We start from the raw sequence: 20,960 nt of genomic DNA, 5'->3' as shown, positions 1-20,960 counted from the left end.
GCGCCAATCTTCTTGCTCAACGCGCCAAAGAACAGGAGGCATCGGCATGCCGGCCACGCCAATTCGCCGGCGTCTGCCCTTCCCATAAGCGAAATGCCCGGTAGAACGAGTTCTGATCTTCATATCCGATTAAGAAGGCCACTTCATGAATCTCAAGGGAAGAATCCTTCAAGTAAGCCAGCGCCATTTCATGTCTGACATGAGACAAAATTTTCTTAAAGCTTGTCCCTTCCTCCGAAAGCCTGCGCTGAAGCGTTCGCTCGCTCATGCCCAGATCCCGGGCGATGATCAGCATATCAGGACGACTGCCTGCCAGATCGCGTTTAATTATTCTTTCGACGGTTTGAACGAGGGAAAACCCGTTTTTCCGTTCATCTAAAGTGCGCTCCAGCGCAGGCGTCAGAATCTCGAGCAATTCTTCGTTATAAGAGAGAAATGGCAGGTCTAAATCGCTGCGACTCAGCGTCAATCGATCCTGTTCCGCGCCAAAACGGACAGGACAGCCAAAATAAGCTTCAAGCGTACCGTCATCGTTAAGCGGAAAAGAAAACTCAACAAGCTTGGCGTTAATCTGCCGGCCCGTTCCTCTCCGGCCAAGTTCCACAAGCGTCGCTAACGTAATCGCCACAAGCATTGGCGGACCGGGCTGCTGTTGATCTGACCAGCTTAGTTGAATATGGCAGTTATCACCCTCTTCCGAGATATGCAGACTTTCGGGTGGACAAAGCCGTTTATATTTTGCCATGCGCTTTAGGGCATCACGATAGTTCCGGGCATGGTAGGTGGCCAGCATAGACGGCGGGTATTGCGTTGTTTCGTATGCGGTTGAAAGCTTAACAACCGCCTTGGATATGTCGCCAACAAGCTCGGAATAAGCCTGCCATATCGCGAAATATTGCGTCGGAGTAACCCCTTCCGGCCTCTCGATTTGGTCTAAGGTCAGCTGCGCCTTAGCCGTAATCTCTTGCACGGAAAAGCCTATTTCGCGCAAGCCGATCCAGAATCCCGGCGGGATTTTAATCCGGTCATGAGATGCCATGTTGCGTATCCCCCTTATGGGTTTCTATGTTCGCATCAGTCATTAGTTAACATAATATATTTTCTGTTACCTAATTTACTGATTCCAATGTTTTTCGGCTTGCCGTTTGATGCACTCGTTCCGCTGCATTAGAAATCGTTCCATATATGAGCGTAAAAATAGGACATCCGCTATCCTGCCAAGCGGCCCAAGCGGTGAGGTATAGTCAAAAATATCCGTCATAAGCGTTCCGCCATTACGCTCTTCAAATCGATGCTCATGCCTGAATCGTTTAAAAGCGCCGCTGACCATTTCATCCACAAACCGGTATGGCCGCTCGTATTCCGAAATCACTGCCGTAAGCTGCTGGCGGACGCCAAAATGAGTAGCTTCCCAGGTGACGGTCTCCCCTCGTTCGATTAACCCGCTTGTCCGGCCTCTCACCGCTCGTTCCTTGGTTTGAGAAGTGGACTCCATGTGGATCTCAATGCTGCGGGAAAGATCAAAGCAAATTTCAATTGGCGCATGAATAACAAGAGTTTGTACGATAACGGGCAAGTGAAAACCTCCGATCTTACACGATTGCAATTTCCTTTTCCATAATGAAATCGTCCATAACGTAGCCATTGCCAATGTCCGCTACTTGCTCACGCACATTAACGAAGCCTTTTTTCTCGTAAACCGCGATACTGGATGCGTTATCCCGATTAACCGTCAGCCAGATATGGCTTAATCCGCGTTCTTTGCACAGCTGCTCAATAAACGCCATGGCTTGACTGGCATAGCCGCGGCCGCGGTGTTCCTTCGATACGTAAAACTTGCTTAAGAATAGCTTCCCGTTATCTACTCGAATGGACAAATAGCCGGCTGCAGAGCCGTCTTGTTGCTGCAGCAAGTAATATTCGTATCCTTGATTTCGAATCTGATCGGTAATCGCGGATACGGATTGAAACTTCTCGATCATATAGTCAATCTGCTCGATGGTAATCATGGATACGTAATGCTCACGCCAGATTTGCCCCGCCAGGCGGGCAACAAGCGTTATCTGATCTGCAGTATGAATCTTCGTAAATTCTATCTTCATCTAAATACCTGCCTTTTCCGCGTTATCATTCCATTTTAACCTATCCACTCTTCAAATTCATGCGTTCTCCATTCGTAGTTGCTGGTTTGATACAAAAAAAGACAGCCCTATGGCTGTCTTTCCTCTGATCTAATGGATATCCGGCAGCGTATCCTTGAATCGGGACCAATCTTCCCGCATCTCCGCTTCCGTTAACAGACAGGCGTCAAGTGTTTCGTTTATGGATTCCCGGTCCATCTTAATGCCAATAAACACGACTTTATTGATACGGTCCCCATACTCTGGAGAACAGCTGTCCCGCAGCTCCGGATACTCTTGGAGGTACATCTCCTGTTCCGCTTGCGGCAGCGTTGCAATCCAATAACCGGATGGGCCAAATTGAATGGATGGGCCAGCCTGGCTTATATTTTGGCCAATGTTGTTCCTGGAAGCGACCCACATGACCCCTTTGGCCCTCACTACCTCCTCCGGCCAGTTGTTCAGCCATTTCTTCAACCTTCCGGGATGAAACGGCTTGACGCGCTCATAGACGAAGGAAGAGATTCCGTACTCCTCCGTTTCCGGCGTATGCTCGGATTTCGACAGCTCCTTCACCCAGCCGGCAGCTTGGCTTGCTTCATCAAAGTCGAACAAACCTGTATTTAAAATCTCTGCCGGATTAACCTGGCCATTAACGGTTCGAATCAGCTTGGCACGAGGCTGCAGCTTTCTTAGCACGCCTTCCAATTCAACTAGCTCATCCTCTTCGATCATGTCGCATTTGTTGAGCAGCAATACATCGCAGAATTCGATCTGGTCGATCAACAGATCCACGACTTCCCGCGTATCGTCATCTCCTACAGCCTGACTGCGTGCGAGCAGCGACTCACCGGAGGAGAAATCATGCCAAAAACGGTTAGCGTCCACAACCGTTACCATGCAATCGAGCTGGCAGAAACGGGATAAATCGATTCCTTGCTCTTCATCGATATAAGCAAAGGTCTGAGCGACAGGAACAGGCTCGCCTACGCCGGTCGACTCAATTAATATGTAATCGAATCGTCCATCCAATGCTAATCGCTCCACCTCGCGGAGTAAATCCTCCCGAAGCGTACAGCAGATACAGCCATTCGACATTTCCACCAGCTTCTCATCGGTACGCGAGAGACCACCTCCCTCTTTTATAAGGCCCGCATCGATATTTACCTCGCTTAAATCGTTCACGATTACGGCCACCTTCATGCCTTGCCGGTTATTCAGCACGTGATTGAGTACCGTTGTCTTGCCGGCTCCCAAGTAGCCGCTTAGCACGGTTACGGGTATTTTGTTCATGTCATCATCTCCTATCACGTAATTATTACGATTAAATCCGGAAGAAAAAGCCGGAGTTATGTCCAGCGCGCTTACCTCTTCTTCGAATTATTCGTTTAATGCTTTCTTTAATGCCTCAAGATTATTGGTCATGATGCCGATGTAGTCCAGGTTGTTCTTGATATCTTCCGCGGTCAGCCCTTCCAACGGGTTAAGCACTGCCGTTGCCGCGCCAATCTCGTCAGCTACAACTTGAGCGACCTTCGGATCAACAAGCGTTTCGAAGAAAATCGTCTGTACCTGATGGTCCTTCGAGAATTCAACAACCTTCGCCATCTCATCCGGAGAAGGCTCTTGCTCGGGCGATAGTCCCGAAATCGGAATTTGAGTGAGTCCGTATTGCTTAGCCAAATAACCAAATGCCGCATGCTGGGTGACAAACTCTTTATGCTTCGCGTTTGTTAATGCATCCTTGAAAGCAAGATCCAGCTCTTGTAACTTTGCGATATATTCATCCGCATTTTTCTTGTAATCCTCTTTATTGCCGGGATCCGCCTGCTCCAATGCGGCCTGGATCGCCCTTACCTCTTGCTGGGCAAGTACCGGATCAAGCCAAACATGGGGATCCAGAGGCGACTCTTCTTCATGAGAATGCTCCTCCTCTTCGCCATGCCCGTGATCTTCTTCCCCATGTTCATGGTCATACTCTTCTCCTTCCATTAAAGTAATGCCCTTGCTCGCTTCCACGACTACACGCTGCTCATTCGCCGCACTGGATAAAGCACTGTCAACCCAGCCCTCAACGATTCCGTTATAAACGAATACATCCGCGTCTTTAATGGCTGCCATATCCTTGGCGCTAGGCTCCCAGTCATGCGGCTCGGCTCCGGAAGGGATAAGGGCGACAACATCCGCATGGTCACCTGCAACCTGCTTGCTGAATTCATACATCGGGTAAAAGGTTGTAACCACCTTCAGCTTGCCTTCGTTACTTGCTGCTTCTTTCGTTTGATTGCCGCATCCGGCCAGGATTAAGGATAAACCTGCCCCAACCGCGATCGATTTTTTCAACCAGGATTTCATAATAAAAAGTACCTCCATATTTGATTTATATCTCTGCCTAATTACATGGGAATTAGGATGAAGACCAATGTTCGTTATCCGCTGCTCTGTGGCGTCGGGATACGGGCGTTTCCGGACGCATAACCAGCCTGCCGGATCTCTTAGATCCAAGCGCAAACAGCTTCTTCAGCCCTAAACCTGCCACTAAAAACAACAAAAGAACAAAAGCGATCGTGCCTCCGGGCGGCGTGCTAAGCTCATAGGAAGCGGTTAAGCCCGTAAACGTACCGGTTAGGCCGATGCCCATCGATAGAAGGATCGCCGTGGTGAAGCTTGACGGGATTCGGACGGACAGGGCTGCCGGCAATATAATAAGCGCCGACACGAGAAGTACGCCAACAATCGGCATTGCTGCGGCTACGATCATGCCTGTAACGATGCTGAATCCGAAGGAAATCCACTGAACGGGTATGCCGCTTGTTCTCGCTGATTCTTCATCGAAGGAAACCATATAAAGCGGTCTTCGCAGCAGGAAGAAAAATAAAACGCCAATAAGTGCGGCTGCGAGCATAATCATAAGCTCCATCCGGTTGACGGCAACTACGGAACCAAACAAATTTTGCCATATTGATCGATCTGCTCCCTCATAAGCTTGTAGAAATTTTTCCGGCTTTCTTTATCCATGCCGGTTGTCGGCTCATCGAGCACAAACAAATCAGGCGACATAGCGAGCGCCCTTGCTATGCAAATACGATGCTTCTGCCCGCCCGACAGCTCTCCGATCCGGCGATTGCGGAGCTCCCATACCCCCATGCTTTTCATCGCTTCGTCCGCGGCTTGCTCATCTTCCGGGCTTAGTCTCCTGAACCAGTTCAGCCTTTGCGAGTAAAGGCCAGAACGTACAAACTCGGTCACTTGACTAGGAAATCCGCTATTAAATGCAGCAATCTGCTGCGGCACATACGCCACAGCAAGCTTGTCGCCCTTATCGTTCGTAGGCGATAAGTTCACCTTCCCCTGCCAAGGGTGAAGCAGTCGTAAAGCAAGCTTAAGCAAGGTCGATTTGGAGGCACCGTTCTGACCGGTAACCGCAATAAATTCTCCCGAGTGAACCTCGATGTTGGCCATTTCCAGGCAAGGAACGTCTCCGTACCCAAAGGTCACGTCCTGAAGAGAGGCAAGCAGCAATATAATCATCCTTTCTATGTATCCAGTCAAACATTTGCGCATTATTTCGTAATTATTACGATTAAAGTCGAAATAAAAAGTTCAACAGCGGGTGTTGAACGTAATCATTACGTATAAGCAGAATAACAGAACTTTTCTTAATCGTCAACATTACGATTAAGAAAAGTTCTGCTTCTTTATGATGCGCTATTATTTAATAAGCGGCCGATCTTGCAAATAACGTTCCATATCCGGACTATGCCCCTCCGCAATCTCCTGTATGATGATTTTGGACAAAAGCTGACTGTATACCGCCCCATTGTCGCCATACGCGAGCAAGAAGTAGCAATTCGGGAATTCCTCATACTTCCCTATGATAGGGAGACCATCGACCATTCCGCCATAAAATGCCGCACAGGAATATGCAGACTCCACGGGAATAGCCGGGAACCTGCGGTTAAATTCCTCGAGCAGCATAGAAGTTTTATGAATCAGCTTGCTGTCTCTGTCGTCCGGATACATCGTATTTTCGTCGAGACCTCCTATAATTACGCGGTTATCTGCCGTTGTGCGGATGTAAATATAGGGTCGTGCCGTCTCCCACAGCAACGTCCGTTCATGCCAGGTGGAGAAGTCGGTTACCGGCTGCGTCGTTACCGTATAGGTACTTACGAACGAAGCTTGCTTCTCTTTGCGAATATCCATATTCTCGTATCCCGCGGCAAAAATAACATGTCGCGCTTGAACGTTATAACCGTTTTTGGTGGAAATCATCATGCGCTGAAGATCTCCGTCATAGTGATGACCGTTCATTTCCGAATGCTCATACACCTTAACTCCCCGTTCCGCAGCATACTGGAATAAGGCATGAGTGAATCTATACGGGTTCAGCTCACCGTCCCCGTACGAGTAGATCGCCGCTTCCCGGCTGAACGGATAATGGGCTTCAATCTTTTCTTTCGTCCAGAAATCCACTTCCCCGCCATGGCGCTTGATAAATTCATATTCGTTCCGCAAACGGTCCACATCTTCGGGACAGCTAGCGGAATAAAGCGTATCGCGCCTACGGAATTCACAATCCAGTTCTACGCGCCGGGAGGCTTCTTCAATATCGTCAATCGCTTGCTTCAATAGCGTTAGATGCTCTGCAATATATTTTTCTCCAAAGGTGTTGGCGAGAGAAGTAAACATCTTTTCCCCCGAATATTGAATAATGGCCGTATTGGTGCTTGTGCTGCCTGCGCCAATCCTCCCTTTTTCCAGCACAACGGTTTTTAATCCCCGTTCAGCCAGATAATAAGCGCATTGCGCCGCCGAGCTCCCTCCCCCAATAATCGCAACATCGCATTCCGTATCCTCTTGAATCGACGGATAAGCCTGGGCATCCGGCAAGGTTGTTGGCCAATAATACGTACCCGATTGTATATTCATGCAGTTCCCCCTATTTCGATTAGACTGGAAATTATTATTTCCCGGAAGTCATGTTCTTAATAGACAAAGAGCCGCTGAACGGCGGCTCTTTCTTAAAGTGTTCTGTATGAGAATGGATAGAAATGCTCTTTCCCCGGAAAACTAATTTATCCAAAAACGAGAAGCAGGTGTGTGAGCTATGGATAAGTTAAAGCAAAGACTTAATCGGAAAAATACGGCCGTTATTGTAGTGGATGTCCAGAACGATTACTGCCACCCTGATGGAGCTATCGCCAAAACCGGTATTGACGTAAGCGCCGCCGGAAAAATGATACCCGACTTGCAAGCCTTATTGGAATCTGCCCGGAAGCATGGAATCCCCGTCATCTTCCTGCAGACGAATCACGAAAAAGCGACGGACTCCGAGGTATGGGTGTCACGCTTCGAGGATGGCGTGAATCCGATTTGCCATACCGGAAGCTGGGGCGCCGAGTTTTTCAATGTCTCTCCAACTGAGAATGACATTATCGTAAAAAAACACCGGTATAGCGGCTTTATTCATACCCGCCTGGAGTCCGTCCTGCAGACCTTGAAGATTGAAACTCTTGTTATGACGGGCGTAAGTACGAATCTTTGCGTCGAATCCACCGCAAGAGACGGGTTTATGAGGGATTACCATATCATTCTCATGAAAGATGCCTGCGCGGCCTTTTCCCAGGAGGAGCATGACATGACGGTTAAGACCGTTGATACGTACTTCGGCATGGCCGCAACTACAAAAGACGTCATTAACTACTGGCAGCACAACGCCACGGCTCCACAGCTCCAAATGCAAAACTAAAGGTTAACCGGCAGCCGGATCTTCGCCATCGCTTCCTTCTTCTGATCGTCGTTCACGTGGGTATAGATCATCGTTGTTTCAATGGAGGCATGTCCAAGCAGCTCCTTCACTACACGGATATCTACTCCATTCTTCAACAGAATAGTAGCAAAGGTATGGCGTAATTTGTGGCAGGAGAGCTTTTTGTTCGCCGCATGAGGATTGATGCTTTTGAACGCCTCAAAGGTTTGACCGGCAATCTTCTGAATTTGGCGGATCGACAATCTTCTTCCCTTCTGCGAGACGAAGAAAGCATCCTCCTGCTCTTTGTAAGGCGTGATACGATCCTGAGCCACTTCCGAAAGAACGGCAGCCAGCTCTTCCGGCACCGGAATCTCATTCCATTTCCGTCCTTTGCCGAATACCTCAATCGTTCCTCTCACCGGGTTAAAGTCGCTCCGGTTCAAACGGTGAACCTCGCCAACCCGGAGACCGCAGTAACTCATCAGCAGAAAAATGGCCACATTACGAGCGCGGTATCTCCCTTCGATACAGGACAAGCTTGCTGCGAGCTCATCCTCCTCGAGATAGACCGGCTTCTTGTTTTTCTCCGTCTTCGATTTCTTCACTTCCATTGCGGGATTGCGGGTAGCCATCTCGAAATCAATCAACGCGGTATAGAAAGATCGAATCGCCGATAACGTCCGGTTCCTTGCACGGTCACCTGCTCCCCGCTGCTTCGATATAAGAAACGAAATAATATGCATCTTTCCGGCTTGTTCGGCGGCTGCCCCTTCGAGAGATTCCAAATAGGCATAGGCCTCTCTCATATATTCTTTTTGCGTCGTATCCGTATAGCCGGCTTGCTTCATCCAAATACGAAAGGCTTGCGTGAGCTTACCGTACAAATCTTCCAATTCATGCTGCTTTTTCAACCCGCATTCCCCTACCTTATGTATAAAAAAATGGCTCTCAAGCGAAAGTGCGCAAAACCCTGATTTTGCGCACTTTATTATAGCATGAAATGGGGGAAAAAGATGCTCTACTTCTAGCTTCTAGCCATTAACAATCTCCATCCATATAAATGGAGGAATCATAAATCAGATCGCCAATCGTTTGCTCGGAGTTCCCTTTCAGAGGTTGATTCAGCTTTGCCATTAATTTCTCCACCATATATTCAAATAACACTCTCAAGCTCATCATCCGTTCCTCCCTTTTCGTTGAAGCATCTTTTCTTGTGATCAGTATAACAACAAGCATATTCAACCGAATCTGCGAGAAGTAATGAACGCGAATGATAAAAAGCATACCCATTGCATCTTAACCATGAAGATTTTCATGCTTCTATGCCAAAAGTCATGCCATGTACCACTGTTGTTTTAACTTTACACCTTTAAAGATTACGTAATATATTTTATGTTAACTTAACTGGTTAAATTAGGAATGCGCACTAAAAAGGCAGCCGCATCTGCGACTGCCCTCTACTCAAACTATAAATTAATGTCCGCCATAGCTTTGCTGTTCCATATCCGCATTAGGATCAAGCTTGCTGCGACCCATAAAGAACGATACGATCAAAGCGAGCACAGCCGGAATAATCGCCCATGCGAAGGTTCCTACGATCGAATCGGCCAAAGAATGGACGATTTTGTCCAGTACCTCAGCTGGAATCTGATCCCGGGCTTCCGGTGTCAGAATCTCGCGCGGATCTTTGAATTGCATGCCGCCTTCCGGTGCGGCTTGACCGCCGGCTGCAAAGGCATCGGACATTTTGCTGGTAAACAGATTGCTTTGTATAATCCCGTAAATCGTAATACCGATTGTCATCCCAAGTGAACGAATGAAGTTAAGCGTCGAGCTTGCCGTCCCCCGCTGTCTGGCAGGTAATCCGTGAATGGCAGTATTACCGAGTACCGAGAAGGACGCGCCAATGCCAAGACCAATCAGAATCATATAGATGGTCACGATAAATCGGGATGAATCTGCTGTAAGCGTAGTTGTCAGGATGGAACCGATAACCAGAATAATAAACGTCGCCACCATAATGTTGCGGTATGGTATCTTGGTCATCAGGAAACCGCCGGAAGTAGCGGTTACTACCGTGCCAAGCATCATCGGCAGCAAGACTAGCCCCGAGTTTGTTGCCGAGCCGCCGAGTACCCCTTGAATAAAGATCGGGATAAATACGGAAGCGACAATAAACGCTGCGCCGCTGAATAATGCGCTTAAGATACTGGTCGAATACAACCGGTTCTTAAATAGGGCATAAGAGATAATGGGTTCTTTAACCTTCGTCTCTACGATCAGGAAGGTAACAAGCAGGACCGCAAAGCCCGCAAACATGCCAAGGATTTGAACGGAATCCCAGGCGTATGTCTTGCCGCCAAGCTCAAGCGCGAACATCAGGCAGACTATGGCACCGATCAATGTAGCCGCTCCATACCAGTCGATTGGCTGCTTCGAATGCTCCATCGATTCCTTATAGAAGAAACCAATCATGCAAAGCGCGATAATGCCTAGCGGAAGATTGATGTAGAATACCCATTCCCATGCGAAGTTGTCCGTAATATACGCGCCGATCAGCGGCCCGAAGATGGAAGACATACCGAATACCGCTCCGAACATACCGCCCATTTTGCCCCGGCTTTCCAAAGGCACGGCGTCAAACATAATCGTAAAGGCAACGGGCATCATAGCCCCCGCCCCGATTCCCTGAACCGCGCGGAATAGTGCGAGCTCGGTGATCGAGCTGGCTGTTCCGCATAATACGGAACCTGCCATAAACATAATAATGCCGAATAGGAAGAATCGTTTCCGGCCATACATGTCGGACAGCTTGCCGAAAATCGGCATCCCTGCCATTTCCGCCACCATATAAGCGGACGTAACCCATACGAACTTGTCGAGTCCGCCTAGTTCGGCGACGATATTCCCCATCGCCGTAGCGACGATCGTATTATCCATCGACGCCATCAGAATGCTAAGCAACAGACCAGCGATTACAAGCCCTACGTTGCTCTTTTTGTTTGCTGCCAATTTACACGCAACCTTTCTTCCCTAACATGAGTTCTTTTTTCATTTCCATCAAAACAATGTTTCGTTAAAATGTCTCCAAACCGCTAAGAACGGTAGAAAAACGAGACAAAATTATGGCTTCTACGTATGATATCGTAACATAACATTGTTTCATTGCATAGTCCAGAATTTTGAATCCTCTTTAAAAATAATTTCCATCAGCCAATCCTTCCGTTCATCCTTCAAGGAATTGGAAAACATACACTAATATCTTAAAGAACAGGTGTTCCCGTGTCAATCCTTTTTTCTAAAGCTCTTCCCTGCCACTTTACCCCTTTAAAATTCTATCCCCGATTGTTTACGTAAATAATTTTATGTAAACAAATTAAACCCCAGGGAGATTCTCCCTGGGGTTAATCCATTATGCTTGAACGGGTTCAAATGTTTTGACAACTTCGTACATCCCTGGTTCGAATGTTGCAATCTTTAATGCTTCCTGCAAATACGGTAGAGGCTTGGGATCATCCCTCATCGCCTGATAATCCTCCAGGCTTCTCCATTGCGCATACATCGTTACTTTCGTGCCATCCGTGCTCCGATGCAGACTGGATGAGATAAAGCCGGAAGCGTAACGGACGGAAACATCCGTTGCACTCGTTAGAAGCTCAACGAGACGGTCCTGATTCTCGGGTTTGACCGTAAACACGTTAATAAAGGTTAGGACAGGATGATCTGCCGAAATATGAGTCATGCATAACACTCCTTTTATTTTAATACTATCTGCAATGTTCATTACGAATATTACTGTTCCTCAAACTCGTCATACATACGGGTAACTTGAGGATCCAGCTCTTTAACTTCATAGTCGGTTGATACGCTCAGCTTTTCCCAACGTTTTGTCTCAGCCAGCTTGCCCGTATCCACTGCATTGGCGATGGCTACAGCATCGCTGCCAAGCAGCAGCCGGAGAGGCGGATTCTCCTCGCCGGCGATGGCAAGAATAGCTTGAGCCGCTTTTTCCGGATCACCGTTCTCCTTGCCGGTCACTTCGCGCAAATGCTTCAGCAGACCGCCAACCGTATCTTTGTACTCGTCTCGGGGTTCGATATGCTGCATGGAAGATCCAGCCCAGTCGGTACGGAAACCGCCTGGTTCAATCAGAGTAACCTTAATGCCAAGAGGATTAACTTCTTTGGCTAATACTTCGGAAAAACCTTCTACTCCCCATTTGGCCATTTGATAAGGTCCAAGACCGGGCGCGCCCGTACGGCCTCCAATGGACGAGAATTGTACGATATGGCCATGTCCCTGTTCTCTCAGCACCGGCAGCGCGGCTTTGGTTACATGAACGACACCCCATAGGTTTGTTTCCACTTGGGCACGAAAATCCTCCATCGGCGTTTCTTCTATGGAGGAAACGTTGCCGTAGCCCGCATTATTGACCACGACATCCAATCGCCCGAACGCTTCAACGGCGGTCCGGATGGCAGCTTCAGCCTGCTCATAGCTCGTAACGTCCAATGGCACAAGACGGACCCGGTTTCCGTAACGCGCTTCGAGATCGGCAAGCTGTTCCGGTCTGCGTGCCGTTGCCACCAGCTGATCTCCATTCGCCAAGACAGCCTCAGCAAGACTACGACCGAATCCACGGGAACTTCCCGTAATGAACCATACTTTAGACATATAAAATACCTCCTGAATGAGTAATGTGATTTGGAATATTCATTCCATCGCAAGTATAGTCCTTCTCGCATACAAAATCAATAGTTTTTCGGAATGTTTATTCCAAACCAATATCAAAAAGTCCAATTCGCCTTTATTTTATAGCTCTTTTTCCTTTCGAAATGTTTCAGTAACGCAGCGAAACTGACTTATTTAAATCAAGAAACAACATCAGAATGGATGTTTTCTTGAATCGATATCGGAATATATATTCCATATTAAGCATAATAAAAAACAGCCCCGGATCCAAACGCAATCCAAATGGCTGTTTCTACACTAATATGGCCTTCCATGACGCTTCCAAAATTTGTTGAACCTGAACTTCATTCAAAGGGTATTTGTCAATATAATAGCCCTTCAGAATAGACGATATAATACCGTGAATAAGCTGATGGCACAGATGCGAATCCATTTCCTTGATAATTCCCTGCTTCTGCCCCTCCACAATTAACGAAAGCACGACCTCGCTGGAATGACGAGCATCCTCCATGTTGCGCAGCTCGGGCGAAATATACGGGGAGAACGAAAAACTGTCGATAAACAAAAATTCCTTCGGATACCGAATCCCGAAGTTCAGCCGGTTCAATTGCAAGCACTTGAACCGTTCATACAGGCTCGCTTCCGGGTTATAGCCTTGAAGCAAATACTCGCCCATAAGAATACGAGCTTCCTTGTATACCGCATTAACAAGATCTTCTTTATTCGCGAAATAATTATAGATCGTTCCCGCTCCGACATTGGCACGCTTGAACAATTTTGAAAAAGTAACGGATTGCAGTCCCTCTTCATGAATCAAGTCGAGCGTTGCCGCCATAATATCCTGCTTCTTGCTCATGTCGTCCACCTCTTGCAATAACATTAGTATGTTTGTGAGCAGGATGTCAAGGATACGGCTTCATCTAAGAGTAACAATGGAAAATTAGGGCATAATAAATTTTGACCTTATACTACTCGAGGAGATTGTATGTATGGCAGCCATGGATGAAGTAAACAGCCACTTTTCTTCCTATCCGGATTACGTAAACCAGAAGCTGCAAATCGCTTCGGACACCTTTACCTTCGCCGGCTTGAAATCGCTTATTAATTTTCCGCAAACCATCTATATGGTCAGGGATCCTTTGCTAACGGCTTCCATTGGCAAGCTTGAGCTTCTTGACGTCTTTGTCAGTCTTGGTCACAAGATACCCGGTCAACCCGATTCCATCATCTCGCAAATTATGGACGGAATGCTTGTAGCGGTTCACGACGCCTCCGGAATAATAGTCGGTATCTATCCGATTCCTCAACCTAACAGCCGCCCCATCTCGCTGCCTACGATGGAGAATAGCATCGGGGGGGCTACAAGCGCTTTTAATGAAGATCTTGAAGCGAATATTGTTCTTCTAAGGAGTCATTTGAACTGCCCCGATCTGAAAATCCAAGCTTTTCATTTTGGGGGACACGTAAAAAGCAAAGTGATTCTATGTTACATCGATAACGAGATTGATCCGATCCTTCTGGACAATTTAACTCAGAAGCTTGAAGCTCACCACAAAACCGAAATTTCTAATCTGGAGGAGTTTGCTCATATACTGAAACTTTCCAAATTTTCTTTGGTCAATCATTATATGGCCTATGAGCTGCCGCAAAATGCCGTCAGGGCTTTGAAAAACGGAAAAGCTGTTCTGTTCATAGAAAGAGTGCCTTTTTCCATCGCATTGCCAAGCATTTTTTCGGATTTCTTTATATCCGAGGATGATATGAACCATCCGCCGATATACCTCTGGTTGCTTAGAAGTTTGCGCTTTATTGGAGCCTTGCTCACCTTAATTTTGCCCGGGCTGTATGTTGCCCTTGTATCGGTAAACCCTGACGTATTGCGGTTTGAATTGGCTCATTCCATCGCCAGAAGCCGGCTTGACGTGCCGTATCCGGCTATTATTGAGGCCCTTCTGCTCTTATGCATTCTGGAATTGATTATGGAAGCCATTATTCGCCTGCCTGGCAGCATCGGTCCAACAATTACGATGGTAGGCGGTATCGTGCTCGGGCAAGCCGTCGTGGAAGCCAAGCTGGTTAGCAATCTGCTTATTATCATTCTTGCCGCCACCACGATTGCCAATGCTGTCGTGGTAGGCTTCCAGAACACCTACTCCCTGCGGCTGTTCAAATATTTGCTATTATTCATGTCCGCGTTTTTGGGAGTGCTCGGTCTATTATCGGGACTATTGATCTTGTGTGCTTATATAGCCGGCATACGCACGCTTGGAGTTCCTTATCTTCAACTGTTTCGGGCAAGAGGGGAGAAAAATGTCTAAAAACCTGCAAGTAACCGCAACTTACGTAGTGTCCCACCTGGGACTGATCTTTTTTCTGTACCCGATCGATGTGATCGAGAGCACAAATGAAGCCCACTGGATGCCGGTTCTCTGCGGCTTCTTGTTTCACCTTGCGATCATTGCCGTTTATCTGAAGGCATTAAGTTATTTCAAGGGCCAGAACATCGTGAATATACTCCTGAAGAAAAGCAAATTTCTCGCTTGGTTTGTATTGCTGCCTGCCCTGTTCTATATGTCATGGATTATCGTATTGGCGGTTCGGGCATTTTCCGAAGTGCTGTCGATTGCCATTTTGTCCAACACCCCTTTATGGATCCTGATGCTTCTTTTTCTTTCGGTTCCCGGGTTTATGGTTCTTCATGGACAAATTGGCGGCTTGCTCCGATTATCCGTCCTGTTAAGTTTCTTGTTCGTTGTTCCCGTTGTTTTTGTAATGGCTACCTCCTTTCAAAATATAGATTGGCATTATTTCTTCCCGCTTTGGCCTTCTCAAGGGGCATTCTCGTTTCTCGCGCATTCTGCTTTCTATAAAAGCTTATTTGCTTATACAGGCGGCTTTTTATTGCTCGGCTTCCTCCCATCTTACGCGGAATTCAAATCAAGAGCGATATATGCGGGAAGCTTGATCCTGCTGCCTTCTTATCTGATTGCCGTTTATGTGCCGGTGCTGACGCTAGGCGAAGAAACGACTCGCCAGCTTCAATTCCCCTATCTCTTCATAGTCGATACCATCGAGATTAACTGGCTCATGTTTGACCGTATCAATGTATTTCTGCTGCTGAGTCTCGTTGCGTTCGGGATGTTCTTCATCAGCCTTACGTTCTGGCAGATTCTATGCGTGATCAAGCTTGGCATGAAGGATATCAGCCCCAACTATTTGGTTCCGGGATTAATCGTAGTCGTATTTATCGTTTGTCTTTGCATTCCGGATTGGAAGACGACGGACAAGCTGTTTCAATGGAATACGGCACTACGATTGTACGTAGCGATTGCAACGCCTATTTTACTGTTCATTACCGGGTGGATTCATGCAAAGAAATCAAAAGTCGAGTTGAGAAAAACATGAAACTTCGAATTGTAATCGGCCTATTTCTCGTAATCATGCTTGGTGGATGCTGGGATAACAAGGATATTAACCACCGGGCGTTACCGATCGCGATGGGGATATCTTATCAGCAAGGCAACTATGAAGTATTCCTGGACATTCCCAAGGTCACCGAGAAAAACGAAGGCATTCAAATCATAAGCGCCAAAGGGAATTCCATTAGCGCGGCAGTCAATAAAATAAGCATGAATCTGGAGGATCAGGTAGACTTGCTGCACTTAAAGGTTCTTATCGTGGATAAGGCCTTCGCCACGCAAGGTTTAAACGAGATTACCGCCAGCACGATTCGTTCGCGTCACATTTCCCCAAAGACGATGTTTGTCATTTGCGATGAGCCTTTGGATCGGTTTTTCAAAGGGATTAACAATATTAATAATGGCGACGGCAAAGAAATTTATGATTTCTTCCAGAAAAATTCAGGCTGGAATCCCGAAATCGCCCATACGCCGGTATGGAAGGTTTTTAGAAGCATCCATTCCTATACCAATGATGTCGTTCTCCCGATTATCAAATCTGGCGAATCCACGGCTATCCAAAGCATGGGCTCCGGCATCCTCAAGAATGGGAAAATGGTAGGCCGTCTCAATAATGAACAGACCCTTCTCTACAACGTATACGACGGGAATAGCCTTGACGGAAAAATCGAGGTCATCGGCAAAGCTACCGTTCAGATTGTAAGCAGCCGAATTCACAACGAGAGCAAATTCGTCAGCGGCAAGCCCGTTCTGAATAGCGAACTCAAACTGAAAGTGATTATTCTGGACGTAATAGGAAATCCAACCGTAGACGTCATCAAGACGGAGCTCCAAATCCTTTTACAACGCGTAATGGATCAAATATTCCGAAAAGTCCAGCTTGCCAACGCCGATATCTTCGGTATCGGCCAGCACTACCGGGATGATCTGCCCCGAACGGAGCTGGCGCAATGGCGCACTAAATATTTGCCCGAGGCAAAAATTAACCTTGAAGTAAAAACGACAATCCGAAATACGGGCAATCTCAAGCTGCATTAAGCCGTACCGTTCGATTTCCCTACGGCTTAATGCAGCTGCTTTTATCGTTGAATTAATGCTTTAGCATGGAGAACCGCGAGTGTTTCCTCGATGGATAACCGGATGTATTCCAGTATTGCGTCGAGACTATAGATTTCAAGATCGTCCGGGGTGTAGGGCTCTACGATATGGAAGTCGTTAATGAGCTGCTGCGTTATAACCGGCAAATACTCCGGATACAAGCCGTCGATCTTAACATTATCAATGAGCGGGACTTCCGTGGGAGGTGATAATGGATAATCGCGAAGCAGTAGCTTGTTAAGTCTTCTAAAATCACGGTAGCCCTTGTCTATTGCGGCTTGTCTCTCTTCCTCCGGAAGAGCCTTGATTAACTTCAAGTACATTTTCTCGTACCAAATGTGATCGGCCACTAGATGGCTTAAATATCCGACATAAAAAGAATCAGCAAAGTATTCGTTGAATTTCTGAGCAAAAAACTCGTAATCCGTCTTCTTCTTGCCTTCACTGTTGTTACGCACAAAATGAGTGACTGATTTAGGCGCATGAACGGGATGCGTTAAATCGGGAGCTAGACCTCCCAGATGAATGCGGGATTCTTGCGAGGAATAAATTTGTTTATTGATTTCGGACGTAATACAATAATGCATCATTCGGGAACCCATTCTCATCCACTCCTCTTGGTCTGTAGCTCGTACTAAAAAGCCTCTAACTCGAATACGTTAGAGGCTTCTGCGTTGTCTTTTATTAGCTTAGGATTCTGTCTTCGGTCATTATCGTATCCGGCCGGTCATGAATGGAAAGCTTCGCCCCGATTGCACGGAAGCTGCCAATTACGTCTTCGTAGCCCCGTTCGATATGCTCAACGCCCGTAATGCTGGTGATTCCTTCTGCAGCTAAACCGGCCAGCAGCAGGCAAGTACCGGCGCGCACATCGGTTGCGTGCACCCACCCGCCTTGCAGCGGGTTTCCTCCGCGGATAAACGCGCTTTCCTTCCGAATTTCGATCTCCGCTCCAAGCCGCCTTAACTGCGGGACATGGGCGAACCTCATGGGGTAAACGCGTTCCGTAATGATGCTCTTGCCTTTGGCTTGCAGAAGAAGTGCCGTCATCGGTTGCTGCAGATCCGTTGCAAAACCGGGATACATGCCTGTCCGGATTCGCGTTGCTCTTAAAGGGCCGGAACTGTAAGCCGTAATATGGTTCTCGCCGCATTCGATTTCAAGCCCTATTTCTTCCAGCTTGGATAGACATGATCCAAGATGTTCGGGAATGACATCCTCGACGGTAACCAATCCTCCGTTGATCCCGGCAGCCATCAGAAAAGCTCCGGCAATTAAGCGGTCGGGAATTACCGTATGCCTTCCCCCATTTAAGTAAGACACGCCTTCGATCCGGATCCGATTCGTCCCCGCACCGTAAATTTTCGCGCCTAGCCGATTCAGGAACGCCGCCGTATCCACAACCTCCGGATCTACGGCCGCATTGTGCAGAATCGTGCGCCCTTTTGCCCGGGAAGCTGCAAGTATCGCGTTAATCGTTGCGCCTGACGTAACCATATCGAAATAGATGTCCGCGCCTTTAAGCTCCGTGCCTTCGACAACGTAGTAATCCTGAAACATGTGAACCTGGGCGCCAAGCGCCTGGAACACTTTTATATGCTGATCAATCGGTCTGGAGACGAAATTATCGCCTCCCGGGAATCCGATCGTTACTCTGCCGAACTTAGCCAGCAAGGCACCGGCAAAATAATACGATGCCCGGTAGCTCGAGGATTTGCCCGGATCGATAACGGCGTTGTGAATCCAGCGGGGATCAAGAATCATTACCCCTCCTTCTTGCTTCAGCTCCATTCCGATATCCTGGCTTATTCCTTCAATCATCCGTATATCATCAATGAGGGGAATTCCCTCGAGCGTAACGATGTCATCCGCCAAGCAAGCTGCGGCAAGCAGCGCAAGAGAACTGTTTTTCGCTCCAGGAATATGTACTTTTCCGTTTAGCGGTCCTGAATACTCTGTCTGTATATATTTCATGAAGGAATTCTCCTACTTTCGTCAGGAAGATACAATCTCCGATTCGAGTACGTAGCCGCTGCCGCGCACTGCGCTTATCAGGAAGGTGTCTTTGCCGTATTTTTTGCGTACCCGGTAGATCAGCGCGTTTAATTCATCCAGCGTCACATCCGGGATACCTTCTTCTCCTGCAAGCCGTTCAGGCCATACCGTAGCTTTAATGACTTCAAGCGGTACAAGCCGATTCGCGTTCTCGTGAAGGAGACGAATCAGCAGATATTCTTTTTCCGACATCGCAATACGCTGCCCTTCCACTACGCATTCCCGTTTCTCCCAATGAATCGTAAGCGGCATGCCCGGAATTTCCAGTTGTCTCGTAATGCTAAGGGGCTCAAGCTCCAGCGTCTGATCGGCGAACACATAGGAAAAGTGAAGGACGCTCATTCCGTTCGCAAGCTTGATAATGTCGAAATTGTTCAAAGGATACGGACGGTGCGGCTTCACGCGTTCCCCGTTGATCTCCGTTCCGTGCAGGCTTCCTTTATCGTACAGCACGGCTTTATCCATTTCTTTCCGTATGACGATATGCTGCCTTGAAATAAACGGATTGGTAAAGGCTATATCCGGAGTCAACTGATTGGATAAGCGGCCAACCGTCGTTTCGTTCTCTTCCAAATTCACGATAGTTCCCGACTTGTAGGGCTCACCGCGAATAATATATAAACATGCAAAGTTTTCCACTTGTGTTCCTCCGTATGGGATGGCGGTCTGCCATCGGTAGTGACTCCATTAGATATCGTAACTCAAACCGGGCATGATTAAAACCTCCTCACACTGACGCACCGCTTATTTTTCAGTAATGATGCAGGAGTCAGTGAAGCAAAAAAGAGCCGCTGCCCGAGCGACTCTAACCCTTACAACCACGACATAAAATCTTTATTGATCATCTTTACGTTGTTAGCTGCAGCCCACTCTTTCATATCCATTATACCCTGATCTTCATTCGCAGCGAAACTGAAGCATAATCGAAGGGGAACGATCCTCTTCCCTTTTGGTTTTATGCCGATAACCGGATTGAAATAGCCCATTTTCATAATGACTTTAATATCTTGAGCAGCTAGAGCATAACCATTCACCAGAATCGTATTTTCATCGATTGAGAGCTCGGTAGGTTTTCTTAACGCTCTCACTACGGTTAAAAGTAAGAGAACGAAATACACCAGGAATATGATAGAATTCGAATCCATGAGAAGAAATTCCGTCTTCCCTCTGCTTGAATAGTCTTTCCAGTAGTGGATAATGATAAATAGCCAAATCAGACATGCCAATGAAAATACGATAATATTTTTTAGCCTGGTTGGGTTTTTCACAGAATGCGTAACACTCAATGCCGTTCCTCCTCTATGATGCATAACTGATTTTTGCCTTTTGCTCCATCCAATAAATTCCACACGACTTCCGCATATCCTCCCCATAAACAAAAAACGAATACCGTCAGGTATCCGCTTGCGATAAATAGGAAGGTAGTTCCTTTTGCTGCTCTTCTTCCTTATGCTCATTCATAAAGGCAAGATGCTTGAAGCCCCATCCGCACATATCGGTCAAGACGGAACCTAAAGACTCCCCATGAACGGATAATTGGTACTCCACTTTGGGAGGAACCTCCTGATACACCTTCCGGACAATAAGTCCGTCTCTCTCCATTTCCCGAAGCTGATTAGTTAGCATCCCCTGCGTCACATTCGGCAGCAACCGTCTTAGCTCTCCGAACCTCTTCGTACCTTCATATAACAAGATAAATAAAATTAACGGCTTCCATTTCCCTCCAATAGCTTGAAGGGTAGCCATTATTCCTTCCGTGGAGGCAGGCTTTTGGCTGTCCCGGTTCATTAATCTCCCCCGTTCCGCTTAGCTCTCTGATGG

The 20,960-nt window shown here is 47.3% G+C and carries 22 protein-coding genes and 1 pseudogene; 4 read left to right on the top strand and 19 right to left on the bottom strand.

The annotated features are described in order from the left end of the window. Positions 1-16: 16 nt before the first annotated feature. From CFI03_RS21440 to CFI03_RS21405, 8 genes and pseudogenes are all read right to left on the bottom strand, one after another. Complete coding sequence (locus tag CFI03_RS21440) at positions 17-1,039, bottom strand: AraC family transcriptional regulator (protein ID WP_248759421.1); 1,023 nt, start codon at positions 1,037-1,039, stop codon at positions 17-19. A 75-nt stretch (positions 1,040-1,114) separates the two neighbouring features. Next, entirely contained in the window at positions 1,115-1,576 is a 462-nt protein-coding gene (locus CFI03_RS21435; protein WP_248759420.1) for an SRPBCC family protein, read from the bottom strand. A gap of 16 nt (positions 1,577-1,592) precedes the next feature. Next, on the bottom strand, positions 1,593-2,102 hold the full coding sequence (locus CFI03_RS21430) for a GNAT family N-acetyltransferase (protein ID WP_248759419.1): 510 nt from the start codon (positions 2,100-2,102) through the stop codon (positions 1,593-1,595). A 129-nt stretch (positions 2,103-2,231) separates the two neighbouring features. Continuing rightward, complete coding sequence (locus CFI03_RS21425) at positions 2,232-3,413, bottom strand: GTP-binding protein (protein ID WP_248759418.1); 1,182 nt, start codon at positions 3,411-3,413, stop codon at positions 2,232-2,234. Between the two features lie 87 nt (positions 3,414-3,500). Next, positions 3,501-4,475 carry a metal ABC transporter substrate-binding protein gene (locus CFI03_RS21420; RefSeq protein ID WP_248759417.1) on the bottom strand — a complete coding sequence of 325 codons (975 nt, stop codon included), beginning with the start codon at positions 4,473-4,475 and terminating at the stop codon, positions 3,501-3,503. A gap of 52 nt (positions 4,476-4,527) precedes the next feature. Next, positions 4,528-5,070 (bottom strand): annotated as a pseudogene (locus CFI03_RS21415) (metal ABC transporter permease); the annotation flags it as partial. Next, the gene (locus tag CFI03_RS21410) at positions 5,055-5,582 is read right to left on the bottom strand and encodes a metal ABC transporter ATP-binding protein (protein ID WP_248760102.1); all 528 of its coding nucleotides are present in this window, start codon (positions 5,580-5,582) and stop codon (positions 5,055-5,057) included. The gene CFI03_RS21410 and the pseudogene CFI03_RS21415, both read right to left, overlap by 16 nt. A gap of 249 nt (positions 5,583-5,831) precedes the next feature. Further along, positions 5,832-7,052, bottom strand: a complete 1,221-nt coding sequence (locus CFI03_RS21405; RefSeq protein WP_248759415.1) for an NAD(P)/FAD-dependent oxidoreductase — start codon at positions 7,050-7,052, stop codon at positions 5,832-5,834. Between the two features lie 178 nt (positions 7,053-7,230). Here CFI03_RS21405 and CFI03_RS21400 point away from each other — a divergent pair, with 178 nt between their 5' ends. Beyond that, on the top strand, positions 7,231-7,872 hold the full coding sequence (locus CFI03_RS21400) for a cysteine hydrolase family protein (RefSeq protein ID WP_248759413.1): 642 nt from the start codon (positions 7,231-7,233) through the stop codon (positions 7,870-7,872). Here CFI03_RS21400 and CFI03_RS21395 read toward each other — a convergent pair. The 6 genes from CFI03_RS21395 to CFI03_RS21370 form a co-directional block, all read right to left on the bottom strand. After that, positions 7,869-8,786 (bottom strand): tyrosine-type recombinase/integrase, encoded by a 918-nt coding sequence (locus CFI03_RS21395; protein ID WP_248759411.1) that lies wholly within the window; start codon positions 8,784-8,786, stop codon positions 7,869-7,871. The two genes, CFI03_RS21400 and CFI03_RS21395, sit on opposite strands and share 4 nt — an antisense overlap. 127 nt (positions 8,787-8,913) lie before the next feature. Continuing rightward, on the bottom strand, positions 8,914-9,159 hold the full coding sequence (locus tag CFI03_RS21390; RefSeq protein ID WP_248759409.1) for a hypothetical protein: 246 nt from the start codon (positions 9,157-9,159) through the stop codon (positions 8,914-8,916). A gap of 189 nt (positions 9,160-9,348) precedes the next feature. Further along, entirely contained in the window at positions 9,349-10,887 is a 1,539-nt protein-coding gene (locus CFI03_RS21385; RefSeq protein ID WP_283094640.1) for an MDR family MFS transporter, read from the bottom strand. A 400-nt stretch (positions 10,888-11,287) separates the two neighbouring features. Then, positions 11,288-11,617: an antibiotic biosynthesis monooxygenase family protein gene (locus CFI03_RS21380; RefSeq protein ID WP_248759407.1), complete on the bottom strand. Its 330-nt coding sequence runs from the start codon at positions 11,615-11,617 to the stop codon at positions 11,288-11,290. Positions 11,618-11,667: 50 nt separating this feature from the next. Then, on the bottom strand, positions 11,668-12,549 hold the full coding sequence (locus CFI03_RS21375; RefSeq protein ID WP_248759405.1) for an oxidoreductase: 882 nt from the start codon (positions 12,547-12,549) through the stop codon (positions 11,668-11,670). A gap of 310 nt (positions 12,550-12,859) precedes the next feature. Continuing rightward, positions 12,860-13,423, bottom strand: a complete 564-nt coding sequence (locus CFI03_RS21370) for a TetR/AcrR family transcriptional regulator (RefSeq protein WP_248759404.1) — start codon at positions 13,421-13,423, stop codon at positions 12,860-12,862. Positions 13,424-13,556: 133 nt separating this feature from the next. On the opposite strand from CFI03_RS21370, the gene CFI03_RS21365 reads away from it, so the two are divergent. Genes CFI03_RS21365 through CFI03_RS21355 form a run of 3 tightly spaced genes read left to right on the top strand, consistent with a single transcriptional unit; the run spans position 13,557 to position 17,024 of the window. After that, complete coding sequence (locus CFI03_RS21365; RefSeq protein WP_248759403.1) at positions 13,557-14,885, top strand: spore germination protein; 1,329 nt, start codon at positions 13,557-13,559, stop codon at positions 14,883-14,885. Further along, positions 14,878-15,972 carry a GerAB/ArcD/ProY family transporter gene (locus CFI03_RS21360; protein ID WP_248759399.1) on the top strand — a complete coding sequence of 365 codons (1,095 nt, stop codon included), beginning with the start codon at positions 14,878-14,880 and terminating at the stop codon, positions 15,970-15,972. Before CFI03_RS21365 ends, CFI03_RS21360 begins: the two co-directional genes overlap by 8 nt. Continuing rightward, the gene (locus tag CFI03_RS21355; protein WP_248759397.1) at positions 15,969-17,024 is read left to right on the top strand and encodes a Ger(x)C family spore germination protein; all 1,056 of its coding nucleotides are present in this window, start codon (positions 15,969-15,971) and stop codon (positions 17,022-17,024) included. The genes CFI03_RS21360 and CFI03_RS21355 overlap by 4 nt, the downstream gene beginning before the upstream one ends. Positions 17,025-17,065: 41 nt before the next feature. On the opposite strand, the gene CFI03_RS21350 is transcribed toward CFI03_RS21355, so the two are convergent. The 5 genes from CFI03_RS21350 to CFI03_RS21330 form a co-directional block, all read right to left on the bottom strand. Further along, complete coding sequence (locus CFI03_RS21350) at positions 17,066-17,686, bottom strand: hypothetical protein (RefSeq protein WP_248759395.1); 621 nt, start codon at positions 17,684-17,686, stop codon at positions 17,066-17,068. An 82-nt stretch (positions 17,687-17,768) separates the two neighbouring features. After that, positions 17,769-19,058, bottom strand: a complete 1,290-nt coding sequence (gene murA, locus CFI03_RS21345) for a UDP-N-acetylglucosamine 1-carboxyvinyltransferase (RefSeq protein ID WP_248759393.1) — start codon at positions 19,056-19,058, stop codon at positions 17,769-17,771. 21 nt (positions 19,059-19,079) lie between these two features. Next, positions 19,080-19,778 carry an FHA domain-containing protein gene (locus tag CFI03_RS21340; RefSeq protein WP_248759389.1) on the bottom strand — a complete coding sequence of 233 codons (699 nt, stop codon included), beginning with the start codon at positions 19,776-19,778 and terminating at the stop codon, positions 19,080-19,082. A 173-nt stretch (positions 19,779-19,951) separates the two neighbouring features. Further along, complete coding sequence (locus tag CFI03_RS21335; RefSeq protein ID WP_248759383.1) at positions 19,952-20,425, bottom strand: hypothetical protein; 474 nt, start codon at positions 20,423-20,425, stop codon at positions 19,952-19,954. 106 nt (positions 20,426-20,531) lie between these two features. Then, positions 20,532-20,927 carry a winged helix-turn-helix transcriptional regulator gene (locus tag CFI03_RS21330; protein ID WP_248759382.1) on the bottom strand — a complete coding sequence of 132 codons (396 nt, stop codon included), beginning with the start codon at positions 20,925-20,927 and terminating at the stop codon, positions 20,532-20,534. Positions 20,928-20,960 lie beyond the last annotated feature (33 nt).

Origin of the sequence: Paenibacillus sp. ATY16, from assembly GCF_003399985.2 — a bacterium.
In the GTDB taxonomy this organism is placed as follows: Bacteria; Bacillota; Bacilli; order Paenibacillales; family Paenibacillaceae; genus Pristimantibacillus; species Pristimantibacillus glycanilyticus.
This window is presented reverse-complemented; position numbering and strand designations above follow the sequence as displayed.